Genomic DNA, 18,351 nt, shown 5'->3' with positions numbered 1-18,351 from the left:
TCGCTACGACTGGCGGCCGAGGTAATCCTCCAGCTGCGCCAGCGGCACCTCGTCCTGACTGGACGTGTCCAGGTCGCGGATGGTGACGGCGGCCCTGGCCGCCTCCTCCTCGCCCAGGATCACGGCGAAGCGGGCATTGACCTTGTTGGCGCGGGCCATGCGCTTCTTCATATTGCCGGAGAAACCCATCTCGACGCTGCGGCCGGTACGGCGCAGCCGCTCGGCCACCGCCAGGGCGGCCATTGTGTCGCCCATGGGGATGACGCTGATCGGCCGCACGACATCGGCGACCTCGCCCACCAGCATGGACAGGCGCTCCACCCCGGCGGCCCAGCCGATGCCCGGAGTCCGCTGGCCGCCCATGGTGGCGATCAGCTCGTCATAGCGGCCGCCAGCCAGCACGGTGCCCTGGGCGCCCAGCTCGGTGGTGGTGAACTCGAAGGCGGTGTGGCAGTAGTAGTCCAGGCCGCGCACCAGTCGGGGGTTGAGCAGGAAGGGGATGCCCAGCGCGTGCAGCCCGTCGGTCACCTGGGTAAAGAACTCGCGGGCGGCCGGTGACAGGGATTCGGTCATCAACGGCGCGTTCTCGACGATGCGGCGATCACCCTCATCCTTGGAATCCAGGACGCGCAGGGGATTGCGCTCCAGCCGGTTGCGGCTGTCCTCGGACAGCGAATCGCGGAACTGGGAGAGGTAGGCCACCAGGGTGTTGCGGTAGGTCTCGCGGCTTTCGGCATCGCCCAGGGTGTTGATCTCCAAGCGCACCTTGGAGGCCAGGCCCAGCTCGGACAGCACCCGCCAGGCCACGGCGATGACCTCCACGTCGGCCAGGGGCGATTCCACGCCCAGCAACTCGACGCCCACCTGATGGAACTGGCGCAGCCGGCCCTTCTGTGGGCGTTCGTGGCGGAACATGGGGCCGCGGTAGAACAGCTTCAGCGGCAGCGACTGGGCCAGACCGCCCGAGATAAAGGCACGCGCCACACCGGCGGTGCCCTCGGGGCGTAGCGTGATGGATTCACCCGAACGGTCGGCGAAGGTGTACATCTCCTTGGTCACCACGTCCGAGGTCTCGCCCAGGGTACGGGCGAACACGTCGGTGAACTCGAAGATGGGGGTCATGATCTCGCCGAAGCCGTAACGGCGGGCGGCGGTGAAGGCGGTTTCCTCCACCCAGCGGTGGCGGCGGGCCTCGTCGGGCAGCAGATCGTGGGTGCCGCGAACCGGTTGCAGGCTGGACAAAATCAGCTTTCCTTCTGCTTGGCGGCCTCGATGGCGGCGGCGCGCGCCTCGACCAGTTCGACGATGTGGTCGACCATGGACTTGCCGTCGACATTATGGTCGGGCGAGCCGCCGATATAGACCTTGTGATTGTCGCTGCCGCCACCGGTGATGCCCACCATGGTCTCGCGGGCCTCGCCGGGGCCGTTGACCACGCAGCCCAGGATGGACAGGGTCACCGGGGCGCGGATATGGGACAGGCGGTTTTCCAGGGTCTCCACCGTCTTGATGACGTCGAAGCCCTGGCGGGCGCAGGACGGGCACGAGACGATGCGCACACCGCGATGACGCAGGTCCAGCGCCTTCAGCATCTCGAAGCCGACCTTGACCTCCTCGGTCACGTCGGCGGACAGCGAGACGCGCAACGTGTCGCCGATCCCCTGCCACAGCAGCGAGCCGATGCCGATGGACGACTTCACCGTGCCGCCGATCAGGCCGCCGGCCTCGGTGATGCCCAGGTGCAGGGGATAGTCGCAGGCCTTGGCCAGCCCCTGATAGGCGGCGACGGCCAGGAATACGTCGGAGGCCTTCACGGCGATCTTGAACTCGAAGAAGTCGTTGTCCTCGAGCAGCTTGGCATGTTCCAGCGCGCTTTCCACCAGGGCTTCCGGGCAGGGCTCGCCGTACTTGTCCAAAAGGTGCTTGTCCAGCGAGCCGGCATTGACGCCGATGCGCATGGAGCAGCCATGATCCTTGGCGGCCTTCACCACTTCGCGCACCCGCTCGTGCGAGCCGATGTTGCCGGGATTGATGCGCAGGCAGGCGGCGCCGGCCTCGGCGGCCTCGATGCCGCGCTTGTAGTGGAAATGGATGTCGGCGATCAGCGGAACCGGCGATTCCCTGGCGATGGTCTTGAACGCCGCCGTGGACTCCTCGTCCGGGCACGAGACGCGCACCAGATCGGCACCGGCATCGGCGGCGCGGCGAATCTGCTCCAGCGTTCCCTTGATGTCGGTGGTCAGCGTGTTGGTCATGGTCTGGACCGAAATGGGGGCGTCGCCGCCGACCGCCACGGAACCGACATGGATTTGCCGCGACTTGCGCCGGGCGATTTCACGGTAGGGCCGCAGACTCATGGGACACTCTCGCTGACAAAAGGGGCCTCGGCCCGGCCGGCCGATGGGCCGAGCGGGGCGAGGCGTTATAACGCATTCGGGCCAAGCTCCGAAAGCGACAACCTATTTATGGTTATCAGCCCCCGGTCGCCAGCTTGTCGGGATCGAGGCGGATGTCGCGCCGCACCTGCCCCGTGGCGCCCAGAGCCGGAACCTTGCGGCCGTCGATGCTGACCTCCAGCGATCCGGCATTGCCCACCATCAGGTTGAGGCCGGAACGGTTGGGAACCCGGAAACTGTCGCCCCGGCGCAGCAGGCGGCTCATCAGCAGGGAACCGTCCACCTCGCGCACCTGAATCCAGCAATCGTCGCCGGTGGCCTTCAGCACCACGCGGGCATCGGCGTACTCGGCGCCATAGACCTTGCCGTCGGGAACGGCGGTGGTGGCGGCCGTCTCAGCCTTGGGCACCTCGACCTTGGGCGGATCAACCTTGGCGGGCTCGGCCTTGGGCGCGTCCGTCTTGGGAGGTTCGACCTTGGCCGGCTCGACCTTGGCCGGTTCGACCTTGGCCGGCTCGACCTTGGGCGGTTCCACCTTGACCGGCTCGATCTTGGGAGCCTCGACCTTGGCCGGCTCCACCTTGGCCGGTTCCACCTTGGGGGGCTCGACCTTGGCGGGCTCGGGAGCGGCGGCATTCTGCGGCAGCGCCGGGGATTGGATGGCGACGGGCTTCTCGTCCTCCGTCTCCGGCGGCGGAACCACCTCTTCCTTGGCCTTCACGGGCTCCTGGGCGGCATCGGCCGCCGGCTTGCTCTCGCCGGTCAGGCTGGCCTGACGGTTGAGCACGCCGGCCAGACGGTCGGGCAGCGGCGGAACCATCTCGGTGACCTTGGTCTCGGCCGAGGACAGCAGATACCAGCCGCCATAGGCCACCGCCGCCAGGATCAGTCCCAGGAAGATGACGGCGCCGCCGGGGATGCGTCCCTCGGACACCGGCGAAGGGAAGGTCAGCTCGGTGCGGTTCTTGAAGCCGCCGGCCCCTTCCTCGCGGAAGCGGCGGACCATCTCCTCGCTGTCCAGGCCAAGGAACTCGGCGTAGGTGCGCAGGAAGCCGGCGGCATAGGTGCCGCCCGGCAGGTCGCGGTGGCGCCCCTCTTCCAGCGCCTCCAGGAAGGGCTGGCGGATGCGCAGCAGCTTGGCGCATTCGGGCAGGGCCTTGCCCATGCCTTCACGGGCCGCCCGCAGGGTGGCCCCCACTCCGGCATTGACCGCCAGGGCGGCGGCGGGAGCCGCGGCCTCGACGACAGGCTCGGGGACGGGCGGTATGGCTTCGGGGACAACCACCGGCTCGGCGGCGGCGGCGGGAGTCTCGGTCTGGGGATCAGAAGCTGTGCTATCCACGTCGGGCGAGCCTTTTCGCTATGCGTGTGGCGACCTTGTTTAGCAAAACCCCATGAGGGGTGGCAACATCACAGGACCACGCCGTGATCGAGCGCGAACGTCTTGAGCTTGTTCCGCAGGCTGTGGTCGGGCGATTTGAGAAGCGTGTTGAGATAGGCTTCCAGCGCGGGGATATCCAGGCTGCGGATCATGGTCTTCACCGGGCCGATATTGGGAGCCGACAGCGACAGGTTGCGGATGCCGGCACCGATCAGGGTCATGGCCTCCAGCGGACGCCCGGCCATTTCGCCGCACACCGACAGCGAGACGCGGTACTGGCCGCACTTCACCGCGACATAGCGCATGAAGCGGATCATGGCCGGGGCCAGCGGATCGTAGCGTTCGGCGATGCGCGGATTGCCGCGATCCACCGCGAACAGGAACTGGGTCAGATCGTTGGAGCCGATGGAGACGAAATCCACCATGGGCAGCAGCGCGTCCAGCTGCAGGGCCAGGGCGGGCACCTCCAGCATGGTGCCGACCAGCACCTTGGTGGGCAGCGGCGAGCCGGCCTGACGCTCGTGCTCCAACTCCTTGTCCAGGATGCGCTTGGCCTGAACGAATTCGGACACCTCGGCGACCATGGGGAACATCACCGACAATTCGCGCCCCTGGGCGGCACGCAGCAGGGCGCGCAACTGCGCACGCATCACCGCCGGACGGTCCAGGGTTATGCGGATGGACCGCCAGCCCAGGGCCGGATTGTCCTCCTCGTAGGGATTCCAGTAGGGCAGCACCTTGTCGCCGCCCACATCCAGGGTGCGGAACACCACCGGCTTGCCCTCGGCCTGATCGAGGATCTTCTTGTAGAGCAGGGTCTGGGCCGCCACGTCGGGCAGGCTGGAACGCGCCATGAAGGGCAGCTCGGTACGGTACAGCCCGATGCCGTCGGCCCCCGAATCGTGCAGATGCTGCATGTCGAGCAGCAGGCCGGCATTCATGTGGATGCCGATGCGCACACCCTGGCGGGTGACGGCCGGCAATTCGCGCAGCCGGGCATAGACGGCCTGACGCAACTGGCGCTGGCCGATGGCGTCGATATAGGTCTCGCGGATATCGTCCGGCGGGCGAATGAACACCTGGCCGTTGTCGCCGTCGCAGATCACCGGGTCGAGGGGCTCGATCTTGTCGAGCACGTCCTTGACGCGGCCGACCACCGGAATATCGAGCGCACGCGCCACGATGGCCACGTGCGAGGTGGCGGAGCCTTCCTCCAGCACCAGACCGCGCAGCCGCTTGGGGTCGTAGTCGAACAGCTCCATCGGCCCCAGGTTGCGGCCGATCAGGATGGCGCCGTCGGGCAGATCGGTCCCGCCGGGGCGCTGGTCGCCGTCGCCACCGGCCAGATGCTGCAGCAGGCGGTTGGCCAGATCCTCGAAATCGTGCATGCGCTCGCGCAGGTACGGATCGGTGATCTGACTCATGCGGGCGCGGGTGTCGTCGTGGACCTTCTGCACCGCCGCCTCGGCGGTCAGGCCGGTGCGGATCGCCTCGTTGATGCGGTTCAGCCAGCCCTTGTCCTCGGCGAACATACGGTAGGTCTCGAGCACGTCGCGGTGCTCGCCGTCGCGCATCTCGGGACGCGAGAACAATTCCTCCAGCGCCATCTTGATGCCGGTCAGCGCCTTTTTCAGGCGCTCCAGCTCGGCATCGGGGTCCTCGGCCACCAGCCGCTGGATGGTGATGCGCGGCCGGTGCAGCACCGCCACGCCCACGCCGACGCCGCCGTTGAGCTTGACGCCCTCCATGCGCAGCGGCAGCAGGGCGTTGCCGTCCACCGGCACCAGTTCGGCGCGGTTGACCAGCTCGCCCGAGACCACCAGTTCGGCCAGCACCATGGCCACGGTCTCGAGGGTCTCGATCTCCTCGTCGGTGTAGTGGCGCATGGTGCGGTTCTGCACCACCACGACGCCGACCACGCGCGAGCCGCGGATGATGGGCACGCCCATCAGCGAGTGGAAGATCTCTTCACCGGTTTCCGGGCGGAACACGAAGTTGGGATGCGACTGGGCGTCGGCCAGGGCCAGCGGCCGCGCATGGGCCGCGATGTCGCCGACCAGGCCCTCGCCGACCCGCAGGCGGGTCTGGTGCACCGATTCCTTCTTCAGGCCCTCGGTGGAGAACAGTTCCAGCACCTCGCCGGCCCGCATGATGTAGCACGAGCACACCTCGGCGACCATGTCGACGGCGATCAGCTTGACCACCTTGTCGAGGCGCTCCTGAGCCGAACCGCTGCCCGCCATGACGTCGCGCAGCCGCCCCAGCAGGCGCCGAGACACCGAGGTCATCCCCGCGCTCTGCATATTAAACCTGCACCGGAATGGGGCCGTGGCGGTCGGCCAAGGCGGCCAGGGCCTGATCGAGCAACTCCCGCAGGATGTCGGCGGTGGGCTGCTCGCGTGTCACCATGCCGACGCTCTGGCCGGCCATCAGCGAGCCGTTCTCCACATCGCCGTCAATGACGGCGCGCTTCAGGGCGCCTGCCCAGAAATGCTCGATCTCGAGTTGGGCATCCTTCTGCTCGATCTCACCGGACTTGAAGCGGGAGATCACCTCCATCTGGAACAGAATGAAGCGCCGCGTGGCGTTGTTGCCGAGCGCGCGCACCGGGATCACCGGGAATTGGGGATCGACCTGCACCGAGGGAAGGGCGTCGCGGGCGGCGGCGCGGATGAAGGCCTTCTTGAAATTGGGATGCGCGATGCATTCGTCGGCGCAGACGAAGCGGGTGCCCAGCTGGCAGCCCGACGCCCCCATCTCCAGGTAGGAGACGATGGCCTCGCCGCGACCGATGCCGCCGGCCACGAAGACCGGCACCTGCTCGACCACCGGGAGGATTTCCTGGGCCAGCACGCTGGTGGCGACGGGCCCCACATGGCCGCCGGCCTCGGCGCCTTCGATCACCAAGGCGTCAACGCCGGCCCGCAGCAGCTTCTTGGCCAGCACCACGGCGGGGGCGAAGCAGATCACCCTGGCGCCGGTATCCTTGGCCCGCTTGATGGCGGCGGCGGACGGCAGGCCACCGGCCAGCACGATATGGCCCACCTGCATCTCGCCGCAGACGTCGATCAGGGCGTCCAGATCGGGATGCAGCGTGATCAGGTTGACGCCGAACGGCTTGACGGTCAGTTCCTGGGTGGCGCGGATTTCCTCGCGCAGCAGGCCGGGCGGCATGGAGCCGCAGGCGAGCACGCCGAAACCGCCGCCATTGGAGATGGCGGCGACCAGCCGGCGTTCGGAAATCCACGACATCGCCCCACCCATGATGGCGTATTCGGTGCCGAGAAATTCCCGTCCGCGCCGCCACAGGTGTTCGAGCCGCTGCCTCGCCTTATCCATCAGGCCCTCTGGCAATAGCCCCGCTTACGCGGCGTCCAGACCGTAGGCGGTATGAAGCGCGCGCAGGGCCAGTTCGGTGTACTTTTCCTCGATCAGCACGCTGATCTTGATCTCCGAGGTGGAGATCACCTGAATATTGATACCCTCGGACGCCAGGGTCTGGAACATCTTCTGGGCGATGCCGGCGTGCGAGCGCATGCCGACGCCGATCACCGAGACCTTGACCACGTTGGGGTCGGCCAGCAGCTTCTCGAAGCCCAGGGAGGCCTTGGCCTCCTCCAGCACCTTCTTGGCCCGCTCCAGATCGGCGTTGCCGACGGTGAAGGTCAGGTCGGTGGACTTGCCGTCCTCGGACACGTTCTGCACGATCATGTCCACGTTGACCGCCGCATCGGCCAGCGGGCCGAAGATGGAGGCCGCAACGCCCGGCCGGTCGGCCACGCGCACCAGGGTGATCTTCGCCTCGTCGCGGCTGTAGGCGATGCCGCTCACCAATTCCTTTTCCACGATCTCATCCTCATCGCAAACGAGAGTACCGGGCTTGTCTTCGAAGCTGGAAAGCACCTGAACGCGCACGCGGTGCTTCATGGCCATTTCGACCGAGCGGGTCTGCAGCACCTTGGCGCCGACAGAGGCCAGCTCGAGCATCTCCTCATAGGTGATCTTGTCGAGCTTCCTGGCCACGGAGACGATGCGCGGGTCGGTGGTGTAGACGCCGTCCACGTCGGTGTAGATGTCGCAGCGATCGGCATGCAAGGCCGCCGCCAGCGCCACCGCCGAGGTGTCCGAGCCGCCGCGGCCGAGCGTCGAAATCCGCTTGTCCGGACCCAGGCCCTGGAAGCCGGCGACCACCGCCACCTCGCCCTTGCCCATGCGGGCGATCATCTCGTCCGTCTCGATGGACATGATACGCGCCTTGCCGTGCACGCCGTCGGTGTGAATCGGCAGTTGCCAGCCGCACCACGAACGGGCCTCGACACCCAGTTCCTGCAGCGCGATGGCCAGCAGGCCGATGGTCACCTGCTCGCCGGTGGCGACCACCGCGTCGTATTCGCGGGCGTCGTGCAGCGGCGCGATCTGGTTGCACCAGGCGACCAGCTGGTTGGTGGCGCCCGACATGGCCGAGACCACCACCGCAACCTCGTTGCCGGCGTCGAATTCCCGCTTGACGCGGTTGGCGACATTCTTGATGCGCTCGATGTCGGCGACCGAGGTGCCGCCGAATTTCATTACGATGCGAGCCATGAGAAAACCCTTGTTGTCCCAGCCCCGGGCTGATCCATATCCTCCCTCGCCGTCGGCCGCCAAAAACTCTCATTTGCGCGGTTGCCGCCGGAAGGGCGCGTATTCATACTCTGTCGCCCAGCGGGACGCAAGCGCGGCCCCCTGACGAAATGTTGACGGCGGAGTGGAAATACATGGATCAACTGGGCACGGCATCGCCCGACGAAATCGCCCGGTTCACCGCCATGGCCGAGGCCTGGTGGGACCCGACCGGCAAGTTCAAGCCGCTGCACCGCTTCAATCCCGTACGTCTGGCCTTCATGCGTCGCCATTTCGCCGCTCATTTCGGCCGTGACGAAAGCCTGATGCGCCCGTTCGAGGGCCTTTCCCTGCTGGATGTCGGCTGCGGCGGCGGCCTGTTGTCCGAGCCCCTGGCCCGCATGGGCTTCGCCGTCACCGGAATCGACGCGGGCGATAAGAACGTGGCCGTCGCCCGCCTGCACGCCGAACAATCGGGCGTGCCGGTGGACTACCGGATGTCGACCCCCGAGCAACTGGACCCCGCCCAAAGTTTCGACGTGGTGCTGTCCATGGAGGTGGTCGAGCACGTCCCCGACGTCGCCGCCTTCCTCGGCCACGCCACCGCCCGCCTGAAGCCCGGCGGCGTATTCATGGGCGCCACCCTGAACCGTACCGCCAAGGCCTGGGCCCTGGCGGTGGTCGGCGCCGAATACGTGCTGGGCTGGCTGCCCAAGGGCACCCACGACTGGCAGAAATTCGTCCGCCCCTCGGAATTCGCCGCCATGCTGCGCGACCGGGGCGTCACCGTGCGCCAGATGGCCGGCATGGCCTACAACCCCCTGTCGGATTCCTGGCGCGAAACCGACAATCTCGACATCAACTACATGCTGTTCGGGGTAAAGGGGTAGCTTCGCCCCATGCCCCAGGGACGGATATCAATGCAGCCGGTGACGGGTGAACACCCGGAACCGGGTGCGGGCATCGTCGACCAGGGGCACGATGGCCAGGAAGACCAGGAACACCGCCAAGGGAATGGTCGAGGCGTAGCCCACGACCTTGAAGCCGATGGCGCCCGCCACCCCGCCCGCCAGGAACGACAGCAGCAGGCATGACAGCACGGCAAGCCGGGCCTTGTTGGCCCGCACCGGCTGGTAATGCTCGGATTCCGACTGGGAATTGATATAGAAGGCCTTGCCCAGCTCGATGCCGATATCGGTGACGATGCCGGTCATGTGGGTGGTGCGGATTTCCGAGTTGGAAATCTTGGAGATGATGGCGTTCTGCAATCCCATGATGAAGCACAGCAGCATCACGGTGACCGGGATGAAGGCGCTCTGATGCAGTTCGAGGGAACCGCCCATCAACCCGAAGCACAGCAGCAGGATCGCCTCCCACAGCAGGGGATAGGCGTATTTGCTGTGCATGCGGTGGTGACGCCCCCAGTTGATCAGGATCGCCGAATAGGCCGAACCGGCGATGAAGGCCGCCAGCGAGCCCAGGCCGACCAGCACGGCGCCCAGTTCGTTGGTGACCAGATTGTCGGCCAGGGACGAGACGATGCCGGTCATGTGCGAGGTATAGCGCTCGACGGCCAGGAAACCGCCGGCGTTGATGGCGCCCGCGATGAAGGCCAGGGAATAGCCGAGATGCTTGTTGGCGGAGGATGTGCGCCGATCGCCCGAAAGCCTGCGCAGGTAGAAGATAGGCATACCGCACCAGAAATGAGCCCTTGCTGCGGCGCAGCATAGGCCTTCCGCCACGGCGATTGGAAGTCTAATTCCCCTCGGGCACCCAGGGAACGCGGGCGACGGCAACGCCCTCGTCCTCAAGCTCCCGCGCCTGCTCGGGGGTGGCCTCGCCATAGATGGGCCGGGCCTCGGCGTCACCGTAATGAATCTTGCGGGCCTCGTCGGGGAACTTCTCCCCCACATAGTCGCAGTTGGCCTGGACCTTGTGCTTGAGTCCCACCAGCATCTTGCGCAATTCCCCCGCCGCCGCCTGGGCATCCAGGGCCGCGCCGCGCGCCTTGGCCAGACGCGGCGCCATGGGAGCCTTCTCGATCCGGGCATCGCCGCACACCGGGCAGGAAATCCCGCCGGCCGCCGCCTGCCTGTCGTAGGTGGCGCCGTCCTTGAACCAAGCCTCAAAATGATGCTCGCCAGAGCAGCGCAATTCGAACAGGATCATGGTCGCTGATATCCGTTACCTGGAAACCTTCCTAACAGATATCTCAGAGTTATTACAGCCTCCACCGCACGGATAAGCCCATGGGTACCGACCCGTTCCGCGTTGCCCCCTCCCCCTGGATCGCCCGCTTCGCCGCCCTGGTGCCGGCGGGAGGCACGGTGCTCGACCTCGCCTGCGGCGGCGGGCGGCATTCCCGGCTGTTTCTGGAGCGCGGCCATCCGGTGACCGCCATGGACCGCGACGTGGCCCAGGCCCGCCTCGCCGAGGGGGCGGAGCTGATCGCCGCCGATCTGGAGGACGGCTCGCCCTGGCCGCTGGCCGGCCGCTCCTTCGACGCGGTGGTGGTGACCAATTACCTGTGGCGGCCGCTGTTCCCGTCCATCCGGGCCGCCCTGAAGCCCGGCGGCGCCCTGCTCTACGAGACCTTCGCCGCCGGCAACGAGGCGTTCGGCCGCCCGGCCAATCCCGACCACCTGCTGAAGCGGGGCGAACTGCTGGAACTGGCCGAGGGCCTCACCGTCATCGCCTACGAGGACGGCATCGAGGGCGGCGCCAAGGTGGTACAGCGAATATGCGCGGTTAATGGGCCGGGGCCGGCTGCGCTGACCTGAAACGGCCGCCGATCAGCCACGAAGGCTCGAAGGTAGGGAAGGAACACGAAGGGAAGGTGAAAACTCCTTCTTCCTCCTTCGTGCCTTCGCGCCTTCGTGGTGAAAATACTCGACGGAAAAATGGCTTACCGCTTCGGCACACCGAACGGCCGGTCGTGGTCGAGGCAGGGAATCTTGCGCCGGGCGTCCTTGACCTTCTCGGGATCGATATCGGCCATCACCCAGCCGGGCCACTCGAGCGCGTCGGCCAGCACCTCGCCCCACGGGCTGACGATCAGCGCATGACCATAGGTCTGGCGGTCGTTGACATGCTCGCCGCACTGGGCGGGAGCGAAGACGTAGCAGCCGGTCTCGATGGCGCGGGCGCGCAGCAGCACATGCCAGTGGGCCTTGCCGGTGGTCCGCGTGAAGGCCGCCGGCACCGCCAGGAAGGACGAGCCGGAATGGGCCAGCGCCCGGTAGAGATGGGGGAAACGCAGGTCGTAGCAGATGGACAGCCCCAGCCGCCCCCAGGGCAGATCGACGCAGACCGCCTCGTCGCCGGGGGCGAAGGTGGCGGATTCCTTGTAGACCTCGCCCAGGCCCAGATCCACGTCGAACATATGGATCTTGGAATAGCGCGCCGCGATCTCGCCGTCGGGGCGGAGCACATAGGTGCGGTTGGCGACCATGCCGCCGTCCAGCAGAATGTGCAGGCTGCCGATATGCAGCCAGGCGCCGATCTCGCGCGCCAGATCGCGGAAGAACCTGAGGGCCTGATGGTCCTCTTCCGGCTGGGCCTTCAGCACGATGTTGGAGCGTCCCCACTCCATCATCGCCACGTTCTCGGGCATCAGGATCAGTTCGGCGCCGGCGGCGCGGGCCTCGACAGCCAGAGCGGCGGCGGCCTCGCAATTGGCCATCAGGTCATTGCAGGCGTTGACCTGCAGGCAGGCCGCCTTGAACGCCCTCACGGGGCGCCCGCCAGCATGGGATCGAGCTTGCCGTCCTTGTCCAGCGCATAGAGATCGTCGCAGCCGCCCACATGCACCCCGCCGATGAAGATCTGCGGCACCGAGCGGCGCCCGCCGGCCCGGTTCATCATGTACTGGCGCAGGCCGTCATCGGTCGAGACGTTGATCTCGGAATAGGTCACGCCCTTCTTGTCGAACAGCTTCTTGGCCTTGACGCAATAGGGGCAGACGTCGGTGGTGTAGATCTCGATCTCGGCCATGACTGGGCTCCAGGTTTGGTTACCGCTCCTATATAGCGCAGCTAACTTTCCCGTACCACCCGCCCCAGGGTGAGAACATCCACCGCGACGGCTCCGGCCTTGAGCAGTGCGCGTGCGCATTCGTCCACGGTGGCGCCGCTGGTCATCACGTCGTCCACCAGCACCACCCGGCGCCCGTCGAGGCGGGAACGGCGCCCTTCCGCCACCTTGAAGGCCCCGGCCACGTTGCGGGCGCGGGCGTCGTGGCCGAGATGTCCCTGGGGTGGCGTGCGCCGGGCGCGGATCAGCATGCCGGGCTCGACCGCCACGCCGGAGAGGCGCCCGATGGCCACCGCCAGCAGAGCCGCCTGATTATAGCGCCGGGACAGCAGACGCCAGCGGTGCAGCGGCACCGGCACCAGCAGGTCGGCCTCCGTCAGCATCGTCCCGCCGGCCCGCGCCATCCAGCGGGCGAAGGCCCCCACCCCTTCCAGCCGGTCGGCGTGCTTGAAGCGCAGGATCAGCGCCTTGGAGGCATCGTCATAGCGCAATACTGCCCGCGCGCGGGAAAACCTCGGCGTCCGGCGGGCGCAGGCGCCGCATACCGCGCCCTCGCCCGGGTCCAGTTCGAAGGGCAGACCACAGCAGGAACAGGCGGGATCGCCCAGAAAGACCATGGCCGACCAGCACTTGGGACACAGGCTGCCCGGCTCGGCCACCTCGGTCTGGCAGGACAGGCAAAGCGGCGGCAGCAGCGCGTCAATCACCAGACGGGCAAGTCTGACCGGCATCTTCTCCCCTTCCCAGCAACGGCACGGACATGCCATACAGCCTGACATGAGAATCTTCGACCGCAGCCTGGTGCGCAAGCACCGCGACCGCGCCGCCGGCAATTTCGTCGCCCACGACTTCCTGGTGCGCGAGGTGGCCGAACGCCTCGCCGACCGCCTGGACGACGTCAAGCGGCGTTTTCCCATGGCGCTGGACCTGGGCTGCCACACCGGCGAACTGGCCGAGACCCTGCAGGGGCGCGGCGGCATCGAGACCCTGGTGCAGTGCGACCTGTCGCCGGCCATGGCCGTCCGGGCGGCGGCCAATGGTCACCCGACCCTGGCCGCCGACGAGGAATGGCTGCCCTTCGCGCCCGCGAGCTTCGATCTGGTGGTGTCGTGCCTGTCGCTCCACTGGGTCAACGACCTGCCCGGTACCCTGCTGCAGGTCCGCCGGGTCCTGAAGCCCGACGGCCTGTTCATCGCCGCCCTGCTGGGGGCCGGCACCCTGGCCGAGCTGCGCCAATGCCTGCAGGACGCCGAACTGGCCGAGGAAGGGGGCGTCAGCCCCCGCGTCGCCCCCTTCGCCGACGTCAAGGATCTGGGCGCGCTGCTGCAGCGCGCCGGCTTCGCCCTGCCGGTGGCCGATGCGGATACGGTGCCGGTCAGCTATGGCGATCCCCTGCGGCTGATGGCCGATCTGCGCGGCATGGGCGAGACCAATGCCGTGGCGGGGCAGCGCAAGGGGCTGACCCGGCGCGCCACCCTGCTGCGCGCCGTGGCCCTTTACCAGGAGCGCTTCGCCGGGCCCGACGGCCGCCTGCCCGCCACCTTCCAGGTGTTGACCATGACCGGCTGGACGCCCCATCCCTGCCAGCCGGCTCCGGCTCCCCAGGGCTGCGCCGTGCCCGGCCTGGCCGACCTTGCCGGTCCCGGCGGGCGCATGAGCCCCGAGACCCACTGATGCGCTTCGCCTCGCCTCTGATCCGCGCCACCCTGATCAAGCGCTACAAGCGCTTCCTGGCCGATGTGCGCTTCGACGACGGCACCGAGGTCACCGCCCACGTGGCCAATTCCGGCGCCATGCTGGGTACCGCCGAGCCGGGCATGGAGGTGTGGCTGTCGCCGGCCTCCAACCCCGAGCGCAAGCTGAAGTGGAACTGGGAGCTGGTGACGGTGGACGGCCATCTGGTCGGCGTCAACACCGCCCATCCCAACGGCATCGTCGCGGAAAGCGTGGCCGCCGGGCGGATTCCCGAACTGGCCGGCTATGAATCCATCCGCCGCGAGGTGAAGTACGGCGTCAATTCCCGCATCGACCTGTTGCTGGAAAGCCCCGAACGTCCTAAATGCTGGGTAGAGGTCAAGAACGTCCACCTGAAGCGGGGCGACTGGGCCGAATTCCCCGACGCGGTCACCACGCGGGGCACCAAGCATCTGGCCGAACTGACCGGCCGGGTCGGCGCGGGCGAGCGGGCGGTGATGGTCTATCTGGTCCAACGGGCCGATTGCACCGGCTTTCGCCCCGCCTCCGACATCGACCCCACCTATGCCGCGGCCCTGGCCCAGGCGACACGGGACGGCGTCGAGGCTATCTGTTATACCTGCCGCCTGTCCCGGGACGGCATCGAGCTGGCCGAACCGCTGGCAATGGATTTGAGCGAACGGACCTGAAGGATCGATGGTACACGAAGACAGGGAATACTCCCGCATCCGCCGTCACACTCCCGCCGATTTCGAAGGCATGCGCAAGGCCGGCCGCATGGCCGCCGAGGCGCTGGACTTCATCGCGCCCCATGTCGTTCCGGGGGTGACCACCGCCGAGCTGGACCGCCTGTGCGCCGAGTTCGTCATCTCGCGCGGCGCCGTCAACGCGCCCATGAACTACCGGGGCTTCCCCAAGTCCATCTGCACCTCGGTCAATCACGTGGTCTGCCACGGCATTCCCGGCGAGAAGCGCCTGGAGGACGGCGACATCGTCAATATCGACGTGACGCCCATCGTCGAGGGCTGGCACGGCGATTCCTCGCGCATGTACTACGTGGGCAAGGTGGGGGTGAAGGCGCGCAAGCTGGTCGAGGTCACCTACGAATCGCTGATGCGCGGCATCGAGGTGGTCAAGCCCGGCGCCACACTGGGCGATATCGGCTACGCCATCCAAAGCTTCGCCGAGAAGCACCGGTTCTCGGTGGTGCGCGATTTCTGCGGCCACGGCCTGGGCCGCATCTTCCACGAGCCGCCCAACGTCATGCATTACGGCAATCCCGGCGAGGGAGCCGTGCTGGCCGAGGGAATGTTCTTCACCATCGAACCGATGATCAATGCCGGCCGGCACGAGACCAAGATCCTGGCCGACGGTTGGACGGCGGTCACCAAGGACAAGTCCCTGTCGGCCCAGTTCGAGCACTCCATCGGCGTCACAGCCACAGGTTGCGAGATTTTCACCCTGTCGCCCGCCGGCCTTCACTGCCCCCCATACCAGTAGCCTAGGGGAGCGTCCCAATTCGGCAAATTCAACCAAACCGCGTATCGACGTAATTGCGCGGGGTTGCGGTGCGTCGTCTCGGGTGGGGACCTTATGCTTTTTCTCCGTCGTTATGTGAGGCGCTTCACATTAGCCTATGCCGAATGGGGGTATTGTGGCGGTGATGCGATCAGGTCCGCATCAAATTTGATGATGGGCAAATCATCGCATGCTAACGTCCTCCTTCGGGGATAGAGGCGCGATGGGAGTTAAGGTTGACGCCATGACGGATACCGCGACAGCGGTCTTCAGAATCAACGGGACCCTGCAAGGGCCGGTTGTCGATATCCTGGGGCAGTTCCTGCCGGAGCTGAAGGCCTTGCCGCGTGAGCAGGCCTATGACCGGACCCTCGACGACCTGGACCTTCTGACCCGCTGCTTCCAGATATTCCGCAAGGAGCGCCCCCGCTTCCGCTATGTCCTGGTGGATGAACGCCGCCGGCCGGTGAGCGAGGACAACGTCCCCCTTTCCTGTGGCCGCACCCTGGCCGAGGTCATCGCCATGGTGGTGCGCACCGCCGCCAAGCGCTATTTCCGCCGCCGGTTGTCACCGTCATCGGTCCGCGCCGAAATGGAGATGGAGGCCGAGGAGGTCCGCCCCCAAGGTGCCGCCCGCAGCCCCGCCGACGAACTTTACGACGCCATCAAGGCCTACCTGCTGCACGAATGGCAGGTGCCGCTGGTTCCCACCTATTCCGAAATGGACCCCGCATTGGTCCGCCGGGTGGGCGCCAAGATTCTCGATTGCCGCGAGCCGGACACCCTGGCCCGCCTGATCGCCGACCCCGACGCTCCCGTCCAGCCCATGGCCGACGAGGAAGGCCAGGGGGCGGCCACCATGCCGTCCACCTTCGCGGCCCCCTTCGTCTCGCCCTTTGCCCCGGTGGCGAAGGCTCCCATAACCCCGGTGGGGCCGGTGGTCCATGCCCGCACCGCCGACCTGGACGACGTGCTGACTCCCGATCACCAGCGCCTGCGCGCCGAGGCCTTCACGCAGACTCTTCTCGATCCCGAAGTGCGCGCCGTGCTGCCCAACGCCGACCAGATCGTCCGCATCGGCGACCTGTTGCGCGGTGTCGGCGGTCAGCCGGCCGCCGCCCTGGTCGAAGGGCTGGGACTGCGCAAGGACCAGCTGGCGGTCATGCTGATGGTGGCCCAGGACTGTATCGGCAGCACGGTGTTCGGCCGGCTGTTCGGTCCCCGCGCCGACCCGGAACTGGTATCGCGCATCGTCGAGCGGGCGCGGCTGCGCGGCATCGGGCCGACCACCGAGGTGATCGAATGCGCCATCTTCATGCGCGGCGTCTTCGCCCGCTTCGGCCATCGCTCCCGGCGCGACTAGGCTCTGACATATAGTCACTTGGGAAATCTGACCGTTCGGCTTACCTTTCGGGGAGGTACAGATTCGATCGGAAGTCACCATGCCACGCCTGCCGTCCGAGGCCCAAGCCCGGATCGTCCGCCAAATCAACCTGACCCTCGAGGGGCCGGTGGCGGAAGTCATGGCGCAGCTGGTTCCCGAGTTGAAGAAGCTGCCGCGCCGCGGCGTGCTGCAATGCGTTCTGGACGACCCGGACCTGCTGGACCGCTGCTTCAAGGCGTTTCGCGCCAATACCGAACGCTTCCACCAGTTGCTGGTCGACGAGCACGACGTGGCGGTGGAACAGGCCGATGCGCTGCTGGCCTGCGGCCGGTCCCTGGACGATGTCATCTCCATGGTGGTGCGCACCTGCGCCAAGCGGCACTTCCGCAAGCGCCTGGACGGCGACTCCCGCCCGCTCAAGGCGGGCGACCGCCGCCCGCCGCCGCCCAAGGGCCTGCTGGGCAAGCTGATGCGTCTGCTGTCCGGGTCGGCGGCGGAACCTGCCGCCAAGCGCAGCCGGGGCGAAGTGCTCTATGACGCCATGCAGGAGCACCTGCTCCACGATTGGCAGGTGGCGCTCGTACCTGAATATTCAACTTTGTCGCCGGCCCTGGTGAAACGCCTGGGCAAGCGGATTCTCGACTACAAGGTGCCCGAGGATATCCGCCGGCTGAAGGACAATCCGGCCGAGTTGCCGGTGCCGTCCACCCTGCCCAGCGAAATCCCCAACTTCCTGCTGCCGCCAGCCGCCCGTGCCGACAGGGCCAAGGCCGCCGAAAAGCCCAAGCCCATCGCCGCCGTGTCGGGCGGCGACGTGGCGGCCCCGGTGCACGAGGTCAAGGCCGGCGGCACCGCCGCCCCGGCCGGCAGCGGCGACCGCCGCGCCCGTATCGCCGAAATCCTCACCCCCGACGGCAAACGCCTGCGCTCGGCGGCCTTCACCATGGTCCTGCTCGACCCCACCGTGCGGGCCGAGTTACCCAATGCCGACCAGACGGTGCGCATCACCGGCCTGCTGGCCGATGTGGGCGGCCTGTCGGCCAAGATGCTGGTGGGCGAGTTGGGGCTGCGCATGGACCAGTTGGCGGTGATGGCGCTGGTCACCTACGATCTGCTGGGCGAGGAAATGTTCAAGCGCTCGTTCGGTATTCCCGGCAACCTGGAATACGTCGCCAAGTTCGTCGAGCGGGCCAAGGCCGCCGGCATCAACCAGGATACCGCCTTGTCCGAGGTCAGCGCCTTCGTCCGCAAGGCTTTCGCCAACGCGCCCCGCGCCGCACAATAAGCGGCCGTCCAACTCCCGTTCACATGCTCCGCAAATGCCGTTTACGCCTTTCGACTAT

General features: G+C 67.1%; 18 protein-coding genes. 7 read left to right on the top strand and 11 right to left on the bottom strand.

The genetic code is table 11. The features are described from left to right. Window positions 1-3 precede the first annotated feature (3 nt). The 6 genes from hisS to CP958_RS03955 form a co-directional block, all read right to left on the bottom strand. On the bottom strand, window positions 4-1,242 hold the full coding sequence (gene hisS / locus CP958_RS03980) for a histidine--tRNA ligase (protein WP_096700703.1): 1,239 nt from the start codon (window positions 1,240-1,242) through the stop codon (window positions 4-6). Between the two features lie 2 nt (window positions 1,243-1,244). Then, complete coding sequence (gene ispG / locus CP958_RS03975; RefSeq protein WP_096700702.1) at window positions 1,245-2,357, bottom strand: flavodoxin-dependent (E)-4-hydroxy-3-methylbut-2-enyl-diphosphate synthase; 1,113 nt, start codon at window positions 2,355-2,357, stop codon at window positions 1,245-1,247. Window positions 2,358-2,472: 115 nt separating this feature from the next. Continuing rightward, on the bottom strand, window positions 2,473-3,738 hold the full coding sequence (locus CP958_RS03970) for a helix-turn-helix domain-containing protein (protein WP_096700701.1): 1,266 nt from the start codon (window positions 3,736-3,738) through the stop codon (window positions 2,473-2,475). Between the two features lie 68 nt (window positions 3,739-3,806). Beyond that, window positions 3,807-6,080, bottom strand: a complete 2,274-nt coding sequence (gene ptsP, locus CP958_RS03965; RefSeq protein WP_096700700.1) for a phosphoenolpyruvate--protein phosphotransferase — start codon at window positions 6,078-6,080, stop codon at window positions 3,807-3,809. A gap of 1 nt (window position 6,081) precedes the next feature. Beyond that, on the bottom strand, window positions 6,082-7,116 hold the full coding sequence (locus CP958_RS03960; protein WP_096700699.1) for a nitronate monooxygenase: 1,035 nt from the start codon (window positions 7,114-7,116) through the stop codon (window positions 6,082-6,084). Window positions 7,117-7,140: 24 nt separating this feature from the next. Then, window positions 7,141-8,361, bottom strand: coding sequence for an aspartate kinase (locus tag CP958_RS03955; protein ID WP_096700698.1), 1,221 nt, complete (start codon window positions 8,359-8,361; stop codon window positions 7,141-7,143). Window positions 8,362-8,534: 173 nt separating this feature from the next. Here CP958_RS03955 and ubiG point away from each other — a divergent pair, with 173 nt between their 5' ends. After that, window positions 8,535-9,269 carry a bifunctional 2-polyprenyl-6-hydroxyphenol methylase/3-demethylubiquinol 3-O-methyltransferase UbiG gene (gene ubiG, locus CP958_RS03950; protein WP_096700697.1) on the top strand — a complete coding sequence of 245 codons (735 nt, stop codon included), beginning with the start codon at window positions 8,535-8,537 and terminating at the stop codon, window positions 9,267-9,269. Between the two features lie 27 nt (window positions 9,270-9,296). Here ubiG and CP958_RS03945 read toward each other — a convergent pair whose 3' ends face one another. Together CP958_RS03945 and CP958_RS03940 are read right to left on the bottom strand one after the other, a co-directional pair. Continuing rightward, entirely contained in the window at window positions 9,297-10,070 is a 774-nt protein-coding gene (locus CP958_RS03945; RefSeq protein ID WP_096700696.1) for a YoaK family protein, read from the bottom strand. Window positions 10,071-10,134: 64 nt separating this feature from the next. After that, window positions 10,135-10,548, bottom strand: a complete 414-nt coding sequence (locus tag CP958_RS03940; RefSeq protein ID WP_096700695.1) for a DUF1178 family protein — start codon at window positions 10,546-10,548, stop codon at window positions 10,135-10,137. Window positions 10,549-10,628: 80 nt separating this feature from the next. Here CP958_RS03940 and CP958_RS03935 point away from each other — a divergent pair, with 80 nt between their 5' ends. Continuing rightward, the gene (locus CP958_RS03935; protein WP_096700694.1) at window positions 10,629-11,159 is read left to right on the top strand and encodes a class I SAM-dependent methyltransferase; all 531 of its coding nucleotides are present in this window, start codon (window positions 10,629-10,631) and stop codon (window positions 11,157-11,159) included. Between the two features lie 125 nt (window positions 11,160-11,284). Here the strand turns inward: CP958_RS03935 and CP958_RS03930 are convergent, their stop codons facing one another. From CP958_RS03930 to CP958_RS03920, 3 genes are read right to left on the bottom strand one after another with little or no spacing between them, the layout of a single operon-like run. Next, entirely contained in the window at window positions 11,285-12,112 is an 828-nt protein-coding gene (locus CP958_RS03930) for a carbon-nitrogen hydrolase family protein (RefSeq protein WP_096700693.1), read from the bottom strand. Further along, complete coding sequence (gene grxC, locus CP958_RS03925; protein WP_096700692.1) at window positions 12,109-12,372, bottom strand: glutaredoxin 3; 264 nt, start codon at window positions 12,370-12,372, stop codon at window positions 12,109-12,111. Before grxC ends, CP958_RS03930 begins: the two co-directional genes overlap by 4 nt. Before the next feature lie 41 nt (window positions 12,373-12,413). Continuing rightward, window positions 12,414-13,142, bottom strand: coding sequence for a ComF family protein (locus tag CP958_RS03920; protein WP_096700691.1), 729 nt, complete (start codon window positions 13,140-13,142; stop codon window positions 12,414-12,416). A gap of 46 nt (window positions 13,143-13,188) precedes the next feature. On the opposite strand from CP958_RS03920, the gene CP958_RS03915 reads away from it, so the two are divergent. The 5 genes from CP958_RS03915 (at window position 13,189) to CP958_RS03895 (ending at window position 18,293) form a co-directional block, all read left to right on the top strand. After that, window positions 13,189-14,085: a methyltransferase domain-containing protein gene (locus tag CP958_RS03915; protein WP_096700690.1), complete on the top strand. Its 897-nt coding sequence runs from the start codon at window positions 13,189-13,191 to the stop codon at window positions 14,083-14,085. Next, on the top strand, window positions 14,085-14,795 hold the full coding sequence (sfsA, locus tag CP958_RS03910; protein WP_096700689.1) for a DNA/RNA nuclease SfsA: 711 nt from the start codon (window positions 14,085-14,087) through the stop codon (window positions 14,793-14,795). Before CP958_RS03915 ends, sfsA begins: the two co-directional genes overlap by 1 nt. Window positions 14,796-14,802: 7 nt before the next feature. After that, window positions 14,803-15,606, top strand: coding sequence for a type I methionyl aminopeptidase (map, locus tag CP958_RS03905; protein WP_096700688.1), 804 nt, complete (start codon window positions 14,803-14,805; stop codon window positions 15,604-15,606). Between the two features lie 241 nt (window positions 15,607-15,847). Beyond that, window positions 15,848-16,987, top strand: a complete 1,140-nt coding sequence (locus CP958_RS03900) for a hypothetical protein (protein ID WP_242442733.1) — start codon at window positions 15,848-15,850, stop codon at window positions 16,985-16,987. A gap of 79 nt (window positions 16,988-17,066) precedes the next feature. Next, on the top strand, window positions 17,067-18,293 hold the full coding sequence (locus CP958_RS03895) for a hypothetical protein (RefSeq protein ID WP_096700686.1): 1,227 nt from the start codon (window positions 17,067-17,069) through the stop codon (window positions 18,291-18,293). Window positions 18,294-18,351 lie beyond the last annotated feature (58 nt).

This window comes from Magnetospirillum sp. 15-1, assembly GCF_900184795.1.
In the GTDB taxonomy this organism is placed as follows: Bacteria; Pseudomonadota; Alphaproteobacteria; order Rhodospirillales; family Magnetospirillaceae; genus Phaeospirillum.
The sequence above is the reverse complement of the archived record's forward strand: the minus strand, read 5'-3'. Positions and strand labels throughout refer to the sequence as shown.